Annotated in this window: 9 protein-coding genes; 8 read left to right on the top strand and 1 reads right to left on the bottom strand. The window is 41.2% G+C overall.

Going from position 1 to position 17403, the window contains the following annotated elements:
- Positions 1–127: 127 nt before the first annotated feature.
- The 4 genes from ilvD (at position 128) to ilvC (ending at position 5250) form a co-directional block, all read left to right on the top strand.
- Positions 128–1849, top strand: coding sequence for a dihydroxy-acid dehydratase (ilvD, locus tag NST05_RS01460; RefSeq protein ID WP_340742871.1), 1722 nt, complete (start codon positions 128–130; stop codon positions 1847–1849).
- Between the two features lie 133 nt (positions 1850–1982).
- Complete coding sequence (locus NST05_RS01465; protein WP_084829141.1) at positions 1983–3683, top strand: acetolactate synthase large subunit; 1701 nt, start codon at positions 1983–1985, stop codon at positions 3681–3683.
- Entirely contained in the window at positions 3676–4152 is a 477-nt protein-coding gene (gene ilvN, locus NST05_RS01470) for an acetolactate synthase small subunit (RefSeq protein WP_084829140.1), read from the top strand. Before NST05_RS01465 ends, ilvN begins: the two co-directional genes overlap by 8 nt.
- Before the next feature lie 75 nt (positions 4153–4227).
- Positions 4228–5250 carry a ketol-acid reductoisomerase gene (gene ilvC / locus NST05_RS01475; RefSeq protein ID WP_002952054.1) on the top strand — a complete coding sequence of 341 codons (1023 nt, stop codon included), beginning with the start codon at positions 4228–4230 and terminating at the stop codon, positions 5248–5250.
- A 125-nt stretch (positions 5251–5375) separates the two neighbouring features.
- Here ilvC and tyrS read toward each other — a convergent pair whose 3' ends face one another.
- On the bottom strand, positions 5376–6632 hold the full coding sequence (gene tyrS / locus NST05_RS01480; RefSeq protein WP_084829139.1) for a tyrosine--tRNA ligase: 1257 nt from the start codon (positions 6630–6632) through the stop codon (positions 5376–5378).
- 101 nt (positions 6633–6733) lie between these two features.
- Between tyrS and pbp1b the strand changes: the two genes are divergently transcribed.
- The 4 genes from pbp1b (at position 6734) to NST05_RS01500 (ending at position 17359) form a co-directional block, all read left to right on the top strand.
- Entirely contained in the window at positions 6734–9157 is a 2424-nt protein-coding gene (gene pbp1b, locus NST05_RS01485) for a penicillin-binding protein PBP1B (RefSeq protein WP_084829138.1), read from the top strand.
- A 360-nt stretch (positions 9158–9517) separates the two neighbouring features.
- Positions 9518–13099, top strand: coding sequence for a DNA-directed RNA polymerase subunit beta (rpoB, locus tag NST05_RS01490; RefSeq protein WP_084826172.1), 3582 nt, complete (start codon positions 9518–9520; stop codon positions 13097–13099).
- A gap of 100 nt (positions 13100–13199) precedes the next feature.
- Positions 13200–16838: a DNA-directed RNA polymerase subunit beta' gene (rpoC, locus tag NST05_RS01495; RefSeq protein WP_300976333.1), complete on the top strand. Its 3639-nt coding sequence runs from the start codon at positions 13200–13202 to the stop codon at positions 16836–16838.
- Between the two features lie 158 nt (positions 16839–16996).
- On the top strand, positions 16997–17359 hold the full coding sequence (locus tag NST05_RS01500) for a DUF1033 family protein (protein ID WP_023909982.1): 363 nt from the start codon (positions 16997–16999) through the stop codon (positions 17357–17359).
- Positions 17360–17403 lie beyond the last annotated feature (44 nt).

Here is a 17403-nt window from a genome sequence, read left to right on the forward strand (position 1 = left end):
GTTTAAATAGTTTCGATACTAAAAAGTCATTTTTTGGAATTACAGAAATATTCCGAAAATTAATTGACATTACCTTCCAAAGTGGTAACATATGTTGTAAGAAATTTTATAGATTGAAGGTAAAATCATGAGAAGTGATATGATCAAAGTTGGTGTTGATAAAGCACCAGCACGTGGCCTTTTGTATGCGACTGGACAGGTTAAATCTTCTAAGGATATGCAAAAGCCCTTTATTGCTATTTGTAATTCTTATATTGATATTGTTCCAGGACATGTCCACCTACGTGAATTAGCGGATATTGCCAAGGAGGCTATCCGTGAAGCTGGTGGTATTCCTTTTGAGTTTAATACTATTGGTGTGGATGACGGGATTGCCATGGGACATATTGGGATGCGTTACAGCCTCCCTTCACGAGAATTAATTGCTGATGCTGCAGAAACCGTTATTAATGCCCACTGGTTTGACGGTGTGTTCTATATCCCAAACTGTGATAAGATTACACCAGGAATGATTTTGGCAGCCATGCGTACTAATGTGCCGGCGGTATTCTGTTCAGGTGGACCTATGAAGGGTGGCGTTGATATGACTGGTCATCAGGCTACTTTATCAAGCTTGTTTGAAGCTGTAGGTACTTACCAGTCTGGAGATATGAGCAAGGAAGAGCTTGATTATTTAGAGAAAAATGCCTGTCCAACTTGTGGTTCATGTTCAGGAATGTTTACTGCTAACTCAATGAACTGTTTAATGGAAGTTTTGGATCTTGCCCTTCCAGGTAACGGTACTATCCTAGCTGTTTCAGACGAACGTCGTGAATTGGTTCGTCAAGCAGCCACAAAATTAATGGATAACATCAAAAATAATGTTCGCCCACGTGATATTGTGACCAAAGAAGCCATCGATGATGCTTTTGCTCTAGATATGGCTATGGGTGGTTCAACCAATACCGTTCTTCATACCCTTGCTATTGCGCGTGAGGCTGGTATTGACTATGACCTTAAGGACATTAATGATATTGCTAAGAAGACACCTTATCTCTCTAAAATTGCTCCCTCCAGCATCTATACCATGCATGATGTACATGAAGCAGGTGGTGTTCCAGCCATTATTAATCAGTTGATCAAGAAAGGTGCCATTAAGGGTGATCGTATTACGGTTACTGGTAAAACCTTAAAAGAAAATGTAGCTGGTGCTAAAATCAAAAATGAAGAAATTATCCATCCAATCGAGCAACCTATTTTACCGGTTGGCGGTTTGTCTATCCTTTATGGAAATATTGCTCAGGATGGGGCTGTTATCAAGGTTGGTGGTGTAGATCCATCCGTTAAAACTTTCCGTGGTAAGGCTATTTGTTGCGATTCACAAGCTCAAGCTCTTGAATTGATTGATAATGGAACAGTTAAGAAGGGCCATGTTGTTGTCATTCGTTACGAAGGTCCTCAGGGTGGTCCTGGTATGCCAGAGATGTTAGCGCCAACCTCTAAGATTGTAGGCCGCGGTCTTGGCAAGGATGTTGCTCTGATTACTGATGGTCGTTTCTCAGGAGCAACTCGTGGTATTGCTATTGGTCACGTATCTCCAGAAGCTGCGGAAGGTGGCAATATAGCTCTGATTGAAGATGGGGATGAAATTGTGATTGATCTTCCGAATCGTACCCTTGATTTGCTCGTTGATGATGTGACACTTGAAGCACGCCGTAAGCACTTGAAGCCTTTCAAATCTAAGATCTCAAGTGGCTGGTTGCGCCGTTACACTGCTTTTGCTAAATCAGCTAATGTCGGAGGAACTCTTATGAGTGATGAAGAATTTGAAGAACGTAAAGCAGAACGTCAGGCACAAGAAAAAAACTAAGAATATTATTTTCGAAGAGTTTGTGATATTTTTCTCTGAAACCCTTGCAAATTTAGTTAAAAATGTTATTATAGTATACAAGGTTTTGAATTTTTAGACAATTCGAAAAAAATAATTGTTAAAGGAGGTCCATGTGGAGAAAATTGAACTTGAAGAAGCACGCTCTGGTGCTGATTTGATTCTTGATACACTTCTCGAACTTGGGATTTCAACCATTTTTGGGTATCCTGGCGGAGCGGTTCTTCCTTTGTATGATGCTATTTACAAAAATGAAGAGATTAATCATATTTTGTCTCGTCATGAGCAAGGAAGCCTGCATGAAGCTGAAGGTTATGCTAAATCAACTGGGAAACTTGGTGTTGCTCTTGTAACGAGTGGTCCCGGTGCAACGAATGCTATTACTGGGATTGCAGATGCTATGAGTGATAGTGTACCTCTTCTGGTCTTTACGGGTCAGGTAGCAACATCAGGTATTGGTAAAGATGCCTTCCAAGAAGCTGACATTGTCGGAATTACCATGCCAATTACCAAATACAACTACCAGATTCGTGATACGGCTGATATTCCTCGTATTATTCGAGAAGCGGTTCATATCGCAACGACAGGACGTCCTGGTCCGGTTGTTATAGACCTTCCAAAAGATGTTGTAGCTAAGGAAACTACCTTCATCAACGATCCTGAAATCAATCTTCCAAGTTACCAACCGACGCTAAGACCAAACGAGATGCAAATTAATAAAATCTTGAAACAGTTGGGTAAAGCTAAGAAGCCGGTTATTGTAGCTGGAGGTGGAGTGGCTTATTCTGAATCTGCTAAGAAGCTAGTTGCTTTTGCAGAACGCTACCAAATTCCTGTTGTTACAAGTCTTCTAGGTCAGGGAACAATTGCTACTAGTCACCCCCTCTTTTTGGGTATGGGTGGTATGCACGGTTCGTATGCAGCTAATATTGCTATGACTGATGCTGACTTTATGATTGCCATAGGTTGTCGTTTTGATGACCGCTTGACAGGTAATCCAAAAACATTTGCTAAGAATGCAAAGGTTGTTCATATTGATGTGGATCCGGCTGAGATTGGCAAGATTATTGCGGTAGATTTGCCAGTTGTTGGTGATGCCAAGCAAGCTCTTGAAATGCTCTTAGCAGAACCAGTGGTTAAGAATAACACTGAAAAATGGATTGAAAAAGTCAAAAAAGATAAAGAGCGTGTACGTTCTTACGATAAGAAAGAACGTATGGTACAGCCTCAGGCGGTTATCGAGCGTATCGGTGAATTGACCGAGGGTGATGCAGTTGTTGTCACTGACGTTGGGCAACATCAAATGTGGACAGCTCAGTATTATCCATATCAAAATGAGCGTCAATTGGTGACATCAGGTGGCCTTGGAACTATGGGATTTGGTGTTCCAGCAGCAATTGGTGCTAAAATTGCTAATCCTGATAAAGAAGTTATCCTCTTTGTTGGTGATGGTGGTTTCCAAATGACGAACCAAGAATTGGCTATTTTAAATATTTACAAGGTGTCAATCAAGGTTGTTATGTTGAATAACCACTCACTTGGTATGGTACGTCAATGGCAAGAGTCCTTCTACGAAGGGCGTACATCAGAGTCTGTCTTTAATGCTCTTCCTGATTTTCAACTGATGGCTCAAGCTTATGGGATTAAGTCTTATAAGTTTGATAATCCAGAAACGATTGATCAGGATTTGGAAGTTATCAAAGAGGATGTGCCAATGTTCATCGAGGTTGATATTTCTCGTAAAGAGCATGTTTTGCCAATCGTTCCAGCTGGTAAAAGTAATCATGAAATGTTGGGGGTGAAGTTCAATGCGTAGAATGTTAACAGCTAAACTTCAGAACCGATCAGGTGTTCTTAACCGTTTCACTGGAGCGCTTTCACGCCGTCAGGTCAATATTGAGAGTATTTCCGTTGGAGCAACGGAAAATCCTGATGTTTCACGTATTACAATTATCATTGATGTGAATTCTCATAATGAGGTTGAGCAGATTATTAAACAGCTTAATCGTCAGATTGATGTGATTCGCATTCGTGACATCACTGATGTACCCCACTTGGAACGTGAGGTTATCTTGGTTAAGGTGTCGGCACCAACTTCTAAACGTGCTGAAATCTTGGCAATCATTCAACCTTTCCGTGCTTCGGTGGTGGATGTTGCACCAAGCTCTATTACTATCCAGATGACTGGAGATGCTGAAAAGAGTGAGGCGCTTCTACGAGTTATTCGACCTTACGGTATCAAGAATGTTGCTCGTACGGGTGCTACTGGATTTACCCGTGATTAAAAAATCCATTATAAATTTGTTAACCTAGCCTTAAAAAGGCAATTAAATATTATTTTAGAAAAGAGATATACTACTATGGCAGTTCAAATGGAATATGAAAAAGACGTAAAAGTACCAGCACTTGATGGTAAAAAAATCGCCGTTATTGGTTACGGTTCACAAGGTCACGCTCACTCACAAAACTTGCGTGATACAGGTCACGATGTTATCATCGGTGTTCGTCCAGGTAAATCATTTGATAAAGCTAAAGAAGATGGTTTTGATACTTACACAGTAGCAGAAGCAACTAAATTGGCTGATGTTATCATGATTTTGGCTCCAGACGAAATCCAACAAGAACTTTACGAAGCAGAAATCGCTCCAAATCTTGAAGCTGGTAACGCTGTTGGTTTTGCTCACGGTTTCAACATCCACTTTGAATTTATTAAAGTACCAGCAGATGTTGATGTATTTATGTGTGCACCTAAAGGACCAGGTCACTTGGTACGTCGTACATTTGAAGAAGGTTTTGGTGTACCTGCCCTTTACGCAGTATACCAAGATGCCACAGGTAACGCTAAAGACATCGCTATGGACTGGTGTAAAGGTATTGGTGCAGCACGTGTAGGTCTTCTTGAAACAACATACAAAGAAGAAACTGAAGAAGATTTGTTTGGTGAACAAGCAGTTCTTTGTGGTGGTTTGACTGCCCTTATCGAAACTGGTTTTGAAGTCTTGACTGAAGCTGGATATGCACCAGAATTGGCTTACTTTGAAGTACTTCACGAAATGAAATTAATCGTTGACTTGATTTACGAAGGTGGATTCAAGAAAATGCGTCAATCAATTTCTAACACTGCTGAATTCGGTGACTATGTATCAGGTCCACGTGTTATCACTGAACAAGTTAAAGAAAACATGAAAGCAGTTCTTGCTGATATCCAAAATGGTAAATTCGCTAATGACTTCGTTAACGACTATAAAGCTGGACGTCCAAAACTTACTGCTTACCGTGAAGAAGCTGCTAACCTTGAAATCGAAAAAGTTGGTGCTGAATTGCGTAAAGCAATGCCATTCGTTGGTCAAAACGACGATGATGCATTCAAAATCTATAACTAATGTGATAGTCTCAAAAACCAGCCTAGTGCTGGTTTTTTGTGTTCTTAAGAAAGTGGTTAGGTGTTAAGCTTATGGCTTTGTGTGTAAAAAAATTCACTCCACTAGGGAGTGAGAATGGTCATAAATTAGTAAGTTAAAACAAAGTTTTTCTTCTTACCGCGACGGATAACAGTGATTTCATTGTCAATCTTATCGGTATCTGAAAGAGTGTAATCCAAGTCTTGCACGCGTTCACCGTTGATATAGATAGCACCGTTTTGCACGTCTTCACGTGCTTGACGTTTAGATGGTGAAATTTTAGCATTGACGAGAAGTTCAACAATGTTAAGATTTTCATCTGCTGAAATCTCATAGGTTGGAACACCATTGAGGGCAACTTTAAGGTCACGTGCTGAGAGGGCTTTAATGTTACCAGCGAAGAGTTGTTCGGTGATGTGAACAGCTTGTTCATAGGCTTCTTTACCGTGAACCAAAGTAACAACTTCGCGAGCCAGAACCTTTTGTGCTAAACGTTGGTGACGAGCTTGGTCAAATTCTTTACCGATTTCTTCGATTTCTTCAAGTGACAAGAAAGTGAAAATTTTCAAGAAACGAACGGCATCATCGTCCATAACGTTAAGCCAGAATTGGTACATTTCGTAAGGTGTTGTCTTAGTAGCGTCAAGCCAGACAGCGTTGCCTTCAGATTTGCCGAATTTTTTACCAGTTGAATCTGTGATAAGTGGAACTGTGATTACGTGTCCAGATTTGTCCGCTTTACGACGCAAGAGCTCAGTACCTGCTGTCATGTTACCCCATTGGTCAGAACCACCAATTTGTAGGGTTACGCCATATTTAGCATTGAGTTCATAGAAGTCGTAACCTTGCATAATTTGGTAAGCGAACTCAGTGTAAGAGATACCTGTTTCGATACGTTTCTTAACAGATTCCTTGCTCATCATGTAGTTAACTGTGAAGTATTTACCGACATCACGCAAGAAATCGATGAAACTAACTGAACCAAACCAGTCATAGTTGTTGACCATAACGGCTTTGTTATCACCATTTTCAAAATCAAGGAAGCGAGAGAGTTGGCCTTGGATTTTTTCTACCCAACCTTCAACGGTTTCTTTGGTTTGGAGGCTACGCTCAGCATCTTTAAATGATGGGTCACCAATCAAACCTGTCGCACCCCCAACGAGGGCGTAAGGTTTGTGGCCAGCCAATTGAAGGCGACGACTAGTAAGGATAGCGACGAGGTGTCCAAGGTGGAGACTGTCTGCTGTTGGGTCATAACCGGTGTAGAATGAGACTGGCCCTTCTTCAAAGGCTTTTACAAGGGCTTCTTCATCTGTGGTTTGAAAAATCAAGCCACGTGCTTTTAGTTCTTCAAAAATTGTCATGATATTCTCCAGTAAAGTATATTCTGCACCATTATACCAAAAGAAAGCAACCCTATGCAAGCTTTGTCAAAGTTTGCTATAATAGGCCTTGAGGTATTTCTATGAATTTTGAAAAAATAATAAATTATTTTAGACGGTTAGGGAAGGTTTTTCGTGAAAAGTTTGCCGGCCTCAATTTTAAAAAAAGAGATAAATCTTTGAAAGCAAGGAAGGTTGGAATTAAATCTAAGTGGAATCGTAAGAAAGCGGAGAAGTCGCCTGAAGACAGAGTAACAGTCTTAGACATGGCTGATGTTTTTTTAAAGACATTAAAGCTCTTGTCTGATTTCTTTTATGTGGTCATTATCGTCTTAACCTTGTTTGGTGCTGGGCTTGGCTTGGGTTATCTGGGCAGTCAGATACAGTCTGTTCCATTGATTAAGGATAAAACCTTGTTGAATCAGATTGGCGAGGTTAGTTTGGTGTCTTCGATGAGTTATTCTGATTCTAAAAAGATTGCTGATATTGATACGGACCTGCTTAGAACTCCTATTGAAAGTGATGCAATTTCTAATAATGTTAAAAATGCCATTATTGCTACTGAGGATGAAAATTTCAATAAGCATAAGGGGGTTGTACCAAAAGCTGTCTTTAGAGCCTTGGTATCTTCAGTCTTGGGGGTAGGTTCCTCTAGTGGTGGTTCAACCCTAACACAGCAGTTGATAAAACAACAGGTTACAGGAGATACTCCAACATTTAAACGTAAAGCGGCAGAGATTATCTATGCACTACAACTGGAACGTCATGCTTCGAAAAATGAAATTTTAACTGATTATCTGAATGTTTCTCCTTTTGGTCGTAACAACAAGGGGAAAAATATTGCTGGTATCGAAGAGGCTGCACAAGGGATCTTTGGGGTCTCTGCTGCAGATTTGACAGTTCCTCAGGCAGCTTATCTGGCAGGTTTACCACAGAGCCCGATTGTCTATTCACCCTATACTGCGGATGGTCAACTAAAAAATGAAAAAGATCTTTCCTATGGCTTGGCACGTCAGAAAGATGTGCTCTACAATCTCTATCGAGGCGGTTACCTAGATAAGTCACAATACGAAAGTTATAAGAGTTATGACGTTACTAAAGATTTCAAGGCTGGTGAGAATCCAGATGCTGTCAGTCATGACTATTTGTACTATTCAGTCATGTCTGAAGCTCAAGATATCATGTATGATTATTTGGTGAAGCGTGACAAGGTATCAAGTCAAGATTTGAAAAATGATAAGACAAAGGAAGCCTACCGTGAGATGGCTCTCCGAGAGCTACAAACAGGTGGTTATCATGTTAAGACAACAATTGACAATGCTGTCTACCATGCGATGCAAGATACTGCGAACCAATATGGAGATCTACTTGATCAGGGTGGAAATAACGGGGTCGAAGTTGGAAATGTACTCATGGACAATGCGACTGGAGCGATTTTAGGATTTGTTGGTGGTCGTAATTATGAGAATAACCAGAATAACCATGCCTTTGATACTGCTCGTTCTCCTGGATCTTCTATTAAGCCTATTATTGCTTATGGAATTGCCATTGACCAAGGTTTAATGGGTAGCTCAAGTATCCTTTCAAATTATCCAACTAATTTTACAGGTGGGACACCGATTCTTCATGATGGCGATAAGGGAACGGCCATGATGAATTTGCAAGAGGCGCTTAATATGTCGTGGAATATTCCTGCCTTTTGGACCTATCAAATGCTTCAACATCATGATGTTGACGTTGAGGGCTATATGACCAAGATGGGTTATAAGATTGCTAACTACAATATTGAGAGTCTGCCCCTTGGTGGTGGGATTGAAACTACTGTTGCTCAGCAGGTAAACGCCTATCAAATGCTTTCAAATGGCGGTGTTTATGAAAAAGGTTATATGATTGATAGTATTACTGATAGCACTGGTGAGGTTATTTATCAACATAAATCTAAAGGGGTTCAGGTCTTTACAAGGGCTACGGCTAGCATTATGGATAACTTACTTAAAGAAGTTGTGGTTAAGGGAGCGACAACCCAATTTTATTCGGAGTTGAAAAATGTCAATGGTGCAGCGGCCTCAGCTGACTGGATGGGTAAAACAGGGACGACTGATAACTTTGCTGATGCTTGGTTGGTTGTGTCGACGCCTGGCATTACCCTTGGGGGTTGGGCTGGTTATGATGACAATGCACCTACCAATTCTAAAACGGGTTACACTTACAATGCCCAATATATGGCTCGTTTGACTTCAGCCATCTATAATGCTAATCCAGGTATTTTCAAAACGGGAGATAAGTTTAATATAGATTCAAGCGCCATTAAGGCAAGTGTGCTCAAGTCGACAGGCCTTAAGCCAGCAACGGTATCGGTCAATGGCCGTAATGTCTCCGTAAGTGGTGAAATGGTTGATAGTTATTGGGCTAAAAATGGACCTGGCGATACAATCTACAAGTTTGCCATTGGTGGAACGGATAGTGACTACCAAAAAGCTTGGTCTAGTATTCTTGGAGAACATTAGGCTGTCTCAAATAATACTTGCAAAATAGTTAAAATTTAGGTACAATATAGACAACTATTTGTCGTCTTATTTGATTGAAATATTGTCCAATCAAGAGATACAGCAGTTAAATCAACGTTTTTTCGGTCAGATTTAGCTGCTATTTTTGTGCTTATTTTTAGGGTTTTTGGATTTTGTAATGAATATTTAAAAGTTCTAAAAATTCACATATTAAAGTTATCGCTTATCGTTAATCCGATAAGTCGATGTTAATATCTAATCACTTGTTATCGGGACAAGCAACCAAAAAAGGCAGGAGACAAATATTTAAAGTGCACGACTTGCAAAGCAGGTCTCGAATGTAGAAAAGGAGTAGAAGACTTGACAGGACATGACGTTCAATACGGGAAGCATCGTACCCGTCGTAGTTTTTCAAGAATCAAAGAAGTTCTTGATTTACCAAACTTGATTGAAATCCAAACGGATTCATTCAAAGAATTCTTAGATACTGGTCTTAAAGAGGTTTTTGAGGATGTACTTCCTATTTCAAACTTCACAGACACCATGGAATTGGAATTTGTTGGTTATGAATTGAAGGAACCTAAGTATACACTTGAAGAAGCTCGTATCCATGATGCATCATACTCAGCACCAATCTTTGTGACTTTCCGTCTTATTAACAAAGAAACTGGTGAAATCAAAACTCAGGAAGTCTTCTTCGGAGATTTCCCAATTATGACTGAGATGGGTACTTTTATCATCAATGGTGGTGAACGTATTATCGTTTCTCAGTTGGTGCGCTCACCTGGTGTTTACTTTAACGATAAGGTCGATAAAAACGGTAAAGTGGGTTACGGATCAACAGTTATTCCTAACCGTGGGGCATGGCTTGAGCTTGAAACTGATTCAAAAGACATCGCCTACACTCGTATCGACCGTACGCGTAAGATTCCATTCACAACGCTTGTGCGTGCACTTGGATTCTCAGGTGATGACGAAATTGTTGATATCTTTGGTGATAGCGAGTTGGTTCGTAACACTATTGAAAAAGATATCCACAAAAATCCAGCAGATTCACGTACTGATGAAGCGCTTAAAGAAATTTATGAAAGACTTCGTCCAGGTGAACCAAAAACTGCTGACAGCTCACGTAGCTTGCTTGTAGCTCGTTTCTTTGACCCACGTCGTTACGACTTGGCTGCTGTTGGTCGTTACAAACTTAACAAAAAACTTAACATCAAGACGCGTCTTTTGGGACAAACAATTGCTGAAAACTTGGTAGATCCTGAAACAGGTGAAATCCTTGTTGAAGCTGGGACTGAAATGACACGTGATGTGATTGATTCAATCGCAGAACACTTGGACGGTGATTTGAACAAATTTGTATACACACCAAACGATTATGCAGTGGTTACAGAACCTGTTGTTCTTCAAAAATTCAAGGTCGTTGCACCAAATGATCCAGATCGTGTGGTTACAATTGTTGGTAATGCCAATCCAGATGATAAAGTTCATGCTTTGACAACAGCGGATATCTTGGCTGAAATGAGCTACTTCCTCAACCTTGCTGAAGGTATCGGTAAAGTAGATGATATCGACCACCTTGGTAACCGTCGTATCCGTGCCGTTGGTGAATTGCTTGCTAACCAATTCCGTATTGGTTTGGCTCGTATGGAACGAAACGTGCGTGAACGTATGTCAGTTCAAGATAATGAAGCCTTGACACCACAACAAATCATCAATATTCGTCCTGTAACTGCAGCTGTTAAAGAATTCTTCGGTTCTTCACAGTTGTCACAGTTCATGGACCAGCACAACCCATTGTCAGAGTTGTCACACAAACGTCGTTTGTCAGCCTTGGGACCTGGTGGTTTGACACGTGACCGTGCCGGATATGAAGTTCGTGACGTGCATTACACGCACTACGGTCGTATGTGTCCAATTGAAACACCTGAAGGACCTAACATTGGTTTGATCAATAACTTGTCTACATACGGACGTCTTAACAAGTACGGTTTCATTCAAACACCATATCGTAAGGTTGACCGTGCAACTGGTAAAGTAACAAACGAAGTGGTTTGGTTGACTGCCGACGAAGAAGATGAGTACATAGTTGCTCAGGCTAACTCTAAATTGAACGAAGATGGAACATTTGCAGAAGAAATTGTCATGGGTCGTCACCAAGGTGTTAACCAAGAGTACCCATCACACCTTGTAGATTTCGTGGATGTTTCTCCTAAACAGGTAGTTGCCGTTGCGACAGCATGTATTCCTTTCTTGGAAAACGATGACTCTAACCGTGCCCTCATGGGTGCCAACATGCAACGTCAAGCTGTGCCATTGATTGATCCAAAAGCACCATTTGTTGGTACTGGTATGGAATATCAAGCTGCCCACGATTCAGGTGCTGCAGTTATCGCTAAACATGATGGTAAAGTTGTTTATTCTGATGCCGATAAGGTTGAAGTTCGTCGTGAAGATGGTTCTCTTGACGTCTATACTATTCAAAAATTCCGTCGTTCAAACTCAGGTACTGCGTATAACCAACGTACTTTGGTTAAGGTTGGTGATATTGTCGAAAAAGGAGATTTTATCGCTGATGGTCCATCTATGGAAGGTGGAGAAATGGCACTCGGTCAAAACCCTATTGTCGCATACATGACATGGGAAGGTTATAACTTCGAGGATGCTGTTATCATGAGTGAACGCCTAGTGAAAGACGATGTTTATACATCTGTTCACTTGGAAGAATTCGAATCAGAAACACGTGATACAAAGCTTGGACCTGAAGAAATCACACGTGAATTGCCAAACGTTAGTGAAGAAGCCCTTAAAGACCTTGACGAAATGGGTATTATCCGTATCGGTGCTGAGGTTAAAGAGGGTGATATTCTTGTTGGTAAGGTAACACCTAAGGGTGAAAAAGACCTTTCTGCTGAAGAACGTCTTCTCCATGCTATCTTTGGTGATAAATCTCGTGAAGTGCGTGATACATCACTCCGTGTACCTCATGGTGGTGATGGTGTCGTTCGTGATGTTAAAATCTTTACACGTGCAAACGGTGATGAATTGCAATCAGGTGTTAACATGCTTGTTCGTGTTTACATCGCTCAAAAACGTAAAATCAAGGTCGGAGATAAGATGGCTGGTCGTCACGGTAACAAAGGGGTTGTTTCTCGTATTGTTCCTGTTGAAGACATGCCTTACCTTCCAGACGGTACACCAGTTGACATCATGTTGAACCCTCTTGGGGTGCCATCACGTATGAACATTGGTCAGGTTATGGAACTTCACCTTGGTATGGCTGCTCGTAACTTGGGTATCTACATCGCAACACCAGTCTTTGATGGGGCAAGCTCAGAAGATCTCTGGGATACTGTTCGTGAAGCTGGTATGGATAGTGATGCTAAGACAATCCTTTACGATGGACGTACAGGAGAACCATTTGATAACCGTGTGTCAGTTGGTGTCATGTACATGATCAAACTTCACCACATGGTAGATGATAAACTTCACGCTCGTTCGGTAGGTCCTTACTCACTCGTTACCCAACAACCTCTTGGTGGTAAAGCACAATTTGGTGGACAACGTTTCGGTGAGATGGAGGTTTGGGCTCTTGAAGCTTATGGTGCTTCAAACATTCTTCAAGAAATCTTGACTTACAAGTCAGATGACGTTAACGGACGTTTGAAAGCCTATGAAGCTATCACTAAAGGAAAACCTATTCCAAAACCAGGTGTACCAGAATCATTCCGAGTACTCGTTAAAGAATTGCAATCACTTGGTCTTGATATGCGTGTTCTTGATGAGGATGACTATGAAGTTGAATTGCGTGATCTTGATGAAGGTGAAGATGATGACGTCATGCACGTTGATGATCTTGAAAAAGCACGTGTACAACAAGCCAAAGAAGCTGCTGAATTAGAAAAAGCTAAAGAAGAAGCTTTAGATAAAACAGAATAAAATAAGCTTTAGAGAGGGAGTTAAATCTCTCTGCTAAGGTAGCTGATAAAGGTGAAAATAGCGCTGCTATTGTCAATAGAACAAAAGAAAGGTAATACTAGTGGTTGACGTAAATCGATTTAAAAGTATGCAAATTACACTAGCTTCACCAACTAAGGTCCGTTCATGGTCTTATGGTGAGGTTAAGAAACCTGAAACAATCAACTACCGTACGTTCAAACCAGAACGTGAAGGTCTGTTCGACGAAGTGATCTTTGGCCCTACTAAAGACTGGGAATGTGCGTGTGGGAAATACAAACGTATCCGTTATAAAGGGATCGTTTGTGACCGCTGTGGTGTTGAAGTAACACGTGCTAAGGTTCGTCGCGAACGTATGGGTCACATCGAGTTGAAAGCACCAGTATCACATATCTGGTACTTCAAGGGAATCCCTTCTCGTATGGGATTGACTTTGGATATGAGTCCTCGTGCACTTGAAGAAGTTATTTACTTCGCAGCTTACGTGGTTATCGATCCAAAGGAAACACCGCTTGAGCCAAAATCTCTCTTGACTGAACGTGAATATCGTGAAAAATTGCAAGAGTATGGACATGGTTCATTTGTCGCTAAAATGGGTGCAGAAGCTATCCAAGATCTCTTGAAACAAGTAGATTTGGAAGCCGAAATTGCTGAACTCAAAGAAGAGTTGAAGACAGCAACTGGTCAAAAACGTTTTAAAGCAGTTCGTCGTTTGGACGTTCTTGATGCCTTTTACAAGTCTGGTAATAAACCAGAATGGATGGTGCTTAACATATTGCCAGTATTGCCACCAGATCTTCGTCCGATGGTTCAATTGGACGGTGGACGTTTTGCAGCATCTGACTTGAACGACCTCTACCGTCGTGTTATCAACCGTAACAACCGTTTGGCTCGTTTGCTTGAGTTGGGTGCTCCAGGTATCATCGTGCAAAACGAAAAACGTATGTTGCAAGAAGCGGTAGACGCTCTTATTGATAATGGACGTCGTGGTCGTCCAATTACTGGACCAGGTAGTCGTCCACTTAAATCTTTGAGCCACATGCTTAAAGGTAAACAAGGTCGTTTCCGTCAAAACTTGCTTGGTAAACGTGTCGACTTCTCTGGCCGTTCCGTTATTGCCGTTGGTCCAACACTTAAAATGTATCAATGTGGTGTGCCCCGTTTGATGGCCATCGAACTTTTCAAACCATTTGTTATGCGTGAAATCGTTGCGCGTGAATACGCAGGTAACGTGAAAGCTGCTAAACGTATGGTTGAGCGTGGTGATGAACGTATTTGGGATATTCTTGAAGATGTTATCAAGGAACACCCAGTGCTTCTTAACCGCGCACCTACCCTCCACCGTTTGGGTATCCAGGCCTTTGAACCCGTCTTGATTGATGGTAAGGCTCTTCGTCTTCACCCATTGGTATGTGAGGCCTACAATGCCGACTTTGACGGTGACCAAATGGCCATCCACGTTCCATTGTCTGAAGAAGCTCAAGCTGAAGCACGTTTGCTCCTTCTTGCGGCAGAACACATCCTTAACCCTAAAGACGGTAAACCAGTCGTAACACCATCTCAGGATATGGTTCTTGGTAACTATTACTTGACAATGGAAGATGAAGGCCGTGAAGGTGAAGGTATGATCTTCAAGGATATTGATGAGGCAGTTATGGCTTATCATAATGGTTATGTTCACTTGCATAGCCGTGTAGGTATTGCAGTCGATAGCATGCCTGATAAACCTTGGAAAGAAAACCAACTTCACAAAATCTTAGTAACAACTGTTGGTAAGATTCTCTTCAACTCAATCATTCCATCAGAAATTCCATATCTTCAAGAAACAACAAATGAGAACTTGACAGATAGTACACCAGATAAATACTTCCTTGAACCGGGCCAAGATATCCAAACAGTTATCGATAGTTTGAAAATTAATGCGCCATTCAAGAAGAAACATCTTGGTAACATCATTGCTGAAATTTTCAAACGTCTTCGTACAACTGAAACATCAGCTTTCCTTGACCGTTTGAAAGACCTTGGTTACTACTACTCAACACTTGCTGGATTGACAGTGGGTATCGACGATATCCCAGTTATCGATAACAAACAAGAAATTATCGATGCTGCTCACCACCGTGTTGAAGAAATTAACAAAGCTTTCCGTCGTGGTTTGATGACAGAAGATGACCGTTATGTTGCTGTTACAACAACATGGCGTGAAGCGAAAGAAGCACTTGAAAAACGTCTGATTGAGACACAAGATCCTAAGAATCCAATCGTTATGATGATGGACTCAGGAGCTCGTGGTAACATCTCTAACTTCTCTCAACTTGCCGGTATGCGTGGTTTGATGGCTGCTCCTAACGGACGTATCATGGAATTGCCTATCCTTTCAAACTTCCGTGAAGGTTTGAGCGTTTTGGAAATGTTCTTCTCTACTCACGGTGCGCGTAAAGGTATGACCGATACAGCCCTTAAGACTGCCGACTCTGGTTACCTTACTCGTCGTTTGGTTGACGTTGCCCAAGACGTTATCATTCGTGAAGACGATTGTGGAACTGACCGTGGTCTTGTTATTCGTGCCATTACTGATGGTAAAGAAGTAACAGAAACTCTTGAAGAACGTCTTTTTGGTCGTTACACTAAGAAATCTGTTAAACATCCTGAAACTGGCGAAGTTATCGTTGGTCCAGATACTTTGATTACTGAAGATATGGCTGCAGCTATTGTCAATGCTGGTGTTGAAGAAGTAACTATCCGTTCAGTCTTTACATGTAACACTCGTCACGGTGTCTGTCGTCACTGTTACGGTATCAACTTGGCAACAGGTGATGCGGTTGAAGTTGGTGAAGCAGTTGGTACTATCGCTGCCCAATCTATCGGGGAACCAGGTACACAGCTTACCATGCGTACCTTCCACACCGGTGGGGTAGCCTCAAACACCGATATCACACAGGGTCTTCCACGTATCCAGGAAATCTTTGAAGCACGTAACCCTAAAGGGGAAGCGGTTATCACTGAAGTAAAGGGTACTGTTATCGAAATCGAAGAAGATGCTGCGACACGTACTAAGAAAGTCTTCGTTCAAGGTAAGACTGGAATGGGTGAATATGTCGTTCCATTTACAGCTCGTATGAAAGTAGAAGTTGGTGACGAAGTACACCGTGGTGAGGCCTTGACAGAAGGGTCAATCCAACCGAAACGTCTCCTTGAAGTACGTGATACCTTGTCAGTTGAAACTTATCTTCTTGCAGAAGTGCAAAAAGTTTACCGTAGCCAAGGGGTAGAAATCGGTGACAAACACGTCGAAGTAATGGTTCGTCAAATGCTTCGTAAAGTACGTGTTATGGATCCAGGTGATACAGATCTCCTTCCAGGTACACTTATGGACATTTCTGACTTCACAGATGCTAACAAGGATATTGTTATCTCTGGTGGTGTTCCTGCAACATCTCGTCCAATCCTTCTTGGTATTACTAAAGCCTCACTTGAAACAAATTCATTCTTATCAGCGGCTTCCTTCCAAGAAACGACACGTGTGCTTACAGATGCAGCTATCCGTGGTAAGAAAGATCATCTTATTGGTCTTAAAGAAAATGTTATCATTGGTAAGATTATCCCTGCTGGTACAGGTATGGCTCGCTACCGTAACATTGAACCACTTGCAGTTAACGAAGTTGAAGTTATTGAAAACATTGCTGTTGATGAAGCAATTGTGGAATCATCTGAAGACTAAGACTAAAACAAAAGAACTCACAAATGTGGGTTCTTTTTGTATTTATATCATCAAAAACGCTTCTATTCTTGCTATATGTGAAACATAAGACCATAATTTTTATCTTTTCCAGAAAATTTTGTATAATAAGGACACCAAAGATGAAGTGAGAAAGAAAAATGTACCAAGTAGTTGAAATGAAAGGGGATATGGAACCGTGGTGGTTCTTGGAAGGTTGGCAGGAGGATATCATAAGTACTAAGGAATTTGAAAATTTTTACGATGCCCTCAAGTACTATAAAAAACTTTGGTTTGCCATGGAAGAAATCTTGCCAAGTTACATCAGCCGTAGTAGTGTCATGACTGCTTTTTGGGACCAAGAGGATAAACACTGGTGTGAGGAGTGTGACGAATACTTGCAGGTCTATCGATCGATTGCACTTTTATATGATTGGCAGGAAATTCCTGAGGAAAAACACCGTCCGGGATATGAAAAGCAAAATGACCTTCCAAATCATGCACATTGTAGAATAAAACGTTAAACAATGCAGAAGCTCGAATTTTTTCGGGCTTCTTTTCATTTTCT

The sequence above is a fragment of the Streptococcus sp. FSL E2-3494 genome (genome assembly GCF_038007085.1).
Taxonomy (GTDB): domain Bacteria; phylum Bacillota; class Bacilli; order Lactobacillales; family Streptococcaceae; genus Streptococcus; species Streptococcus thermophilus.